A 2,853-nucleotide genomic window follows, 5' to 3' on the forward strand; every position below is an offset into this window, starting at 1 on the left:
CGCGGCGGCCTGCGCGACGGTGGTGTGCTGCGCGTGCCCGGGGTTGTGCGCCGTGGTGTGCGTGGGCGCGTGCGCCGGCTGGTGCTGCGGGCCGGACGCCTGGTGCCGGTCGGCGCGATCGAGCGGCGCCGCACCCTGGCCCGGCTGGCCGAGGCCTGCCGGGGCCTCGGCGGTGCGGCCGACGCGGCTCGGGATCGGGTTCGCGGACGCCTGCGCGGTGGGCGCGGACTGCTGCGGGGCGGACGGGTTGGGGGTGTTCTGCCGGGCCGGAGGAACCCGCCGCGCGTCAGCCTCCGGCGCCGGCCTGGTAGGGCGGCCCTCGTCGAACCCCGCGGCGATCACGGTGACCCGGACCTCGTCGCCGAGCGCGTCGTCGATGACCGCGCCGAAGATGATGTTGGCGTCCGGCGCCGCGGCGTTGGACACCAGCTGCGCCGCCTCGTTGATCTCGAACAGGCCGAGGTCGGAGCCGCCGGAGATGGACAGCAGCACGCCGTGCGCGCCGTCGATGCTGGCCTCCAGCAGCGGGCTGGAGATCGCCATCTCGGCCGCGGCCACGCTGCGGTCGTCGCCGCGCGCCGAGCCGATCCCCATCAGCGCCGAGCCCGCGCCGGACATGACCGACTTGACGTCGGCGAAGTCCAGGTTGATGAGGCCGGGCGTGGTGATGAGGTCGGTGATGCCCTGGACACCGGAGAGCAGCACCTGGTCGGCGGCCTTGAAGGCGTCCAGCACGCTGACCTGCCGGTCGCTGATGGACAGCAGCCGGTCGTTCGGGATGACGATGAGGGTGTCGACCTCGTCGCGGAGTGTCTCTATTCCGGCTTCCGCCTGCATCGCGCGGCGCTTGCCCTCGAACGAGAACGGCCGGGTGACGACGCCGATGGTGAGCGCGCCGAGGGACCGGGCGATGTTCGCCACGACCGGCGCGCCGCCGGTGCCGGTGCCGCCGCCCTCGCCCGCGGTGACGAAGACCATGTCGGCGCCCTTGAGCACTTCCTCGCCGCCCTCGCCCGCGGTGACGAAGACCATGTCGGCGCCCTTGAGCACTTCCTCGATCTCCTCGCGGTGGTCCTCGGCGGCCTTGCGGCCGACGTCGGGGTTGGCCCCCGCGCCGAGGCCCCGGGTGAGCTCGCGGCCCACGTCGAGCTTGACGTCGGCGTCACTCATCAGCAGCGCCTGGGCGTCCGTGTTGATCGCGATGAACTCGACGCCCTTGAGTCCCTCCTCGATCATCCGGTTGACGGCGTTGACGCCGCCGCCGCCGATTCCGACGACCTTGATGACCGCGAGGTAGTTCTGCGGTGCTGCCACGACGAGGGGCCTTTCCGCTCGCTATCTAATCGAGTCTCGGGCGAGGGCCGGACCGGGTCTGAACCCGGTACAACCCTCACCCTCAACTTGAGGCTTACAGTTATGTCAACCTGATGACTGATACGGACAGTAGGGCGGGCAAACGGCCAGGGTCAACTAACCTCCCGCCAACCGCCCCGGCGTGTCGCGGTGCGCGGTCTTGGCGAGAGTTGCCCTGGTTGGTACGTCCCGCCCCTGAACCGCCGGGCGAACCGGCCGCTGACCGGCCGTCGGACCGGCGGACGGCCGGGTGCGACCGGCAGGGAACCCATGCCGACCGCGTGCCGGTCCGTTGCCGCCGCATTACCGTCGATGTCGCCGCCAGGTCGCTCGATGCCGTCCGCCGTGAGGTCCGATGCCGGGCGACATGCCAGGTCCGGGCCCTAGTCCGCTTCCAAGCTTCCCCCATCGGGGCGTCCGAGGCGCTCCGACACACGGGGACGGCGTGTTCCCGTGGCACGACCCCGCGTGACCGGCGGCGCGCCCACCAGCGCCGTCGACGGGACCGACCGGCGACGCCGCGACACGAACGGAGGACGACCGGCCGGACGCCGCCAGGCGCGGTTCGGCGCTCGCGGACGTGACAAGTCCCACGTCCGCCGCGAAGCGTCCTGAACACGTCCGCCAGTGGGTGACGAGCCACCTGGGGAGGGCTGAACCCCTCGGCCGATGCGTGGTGAGCCACCTCGGAAGAGGGGAACACGTCCGCCAGGGCGTGGTGAGCGGTGAACACGTCCGTTAGTGGGTGGTGACCACTTCGGGGGAGCTGACGTCGATCGTGTTCGCCGACCGTCCGGCGGGCGAGCGGCGCAGCGCCTCGACCAGGCGCAGCTTCTCGGGCGTCCGCTCGTCGGAGCCCCAGACGATGGTCAGGCCGTCCGCGAGGCGCAGCGTCACCGCCTCCGGCGAAGGGGCCGAGACCTCGGCCAGCCGCCGCCGCAGCGACGCGGGCAGCCGGCCGACCACGTGCAGCGCCGCCAGGCTGGACGGGTCGGACGGTCCGGGCGCGGCGACCACCAGCAGCGGCAGCCCCGCCGGACGCGTCGTCCCGTCGGCGACCGTGATCCCGGACCCGTCCAGCCGGTAGTACCGCCCGCCCCGGCTCACCACGGCGCGCGGGGTCCGCTCGGTGACCACGATCCGGACGGTCCCGGGCCAGCGCCGCTCGACCTTCGCCGACGCCACCTCGCGCAGCCGCCGGACGCGGTCGCGGACCGCGCCGGTGTCCAGCCGCGCCATCGGCGAGCCGAGGGAGATCCCGGCGGCGGCCTCGATCCGGTCGCGCGGCGCGAGCCGGTTGCCGGCCACCTCGACGTGCCGGACGACGAGCAGCTTCGATCCGAGCAGCACCCATCCGGCGGCGGCGAGCAGGCCCACGACCAGCAGCGTGACGAAGGCGGCCTTCCAGCGGTTCGGGCGGCGGCGGCCGGAGGAACGGCGCGCGGACCGGCCGCGGGCGGGCCGCCCCGGACCGGACTGCCCCGGACCGGGCTGGCCGGG

Annotated in this window: 2 protein-coding genes; both read right to left on the reverse strand. The window is 73.7% G+C overall.

Features of this window, described 5'->3' with window-relative positions:
• A partial coding sequence (gene ftsZ, locus DZF91_RS07980; protein WP_235834148.1) for a cell division protein FtsZ occupies nucleotides 1–1,314 on the reverse strand: 1,314 nt, incomplete at its 3' end.
• A gap of 777 nt (nucleotides 1,315–2,091) precedes the next feature.
• The coding region (locus tag DZF91_RS07985; protein ID WP_328589142.1) for a cell division protein FtsQ/DivIB at nucleotides 2,092–2,853 on the reverse strand (762 nt) is incomplete at its 5' end.

This window comes from Actinomadura logoneensis, assembly GCF_003428695.1.
Classification (GTDB): Bacteria; Actinomycetota; Actinomycetes; order Streptosporangiales; family Streptosporangiaceae; genus Spirillospora; species Spirillospora logoneensis.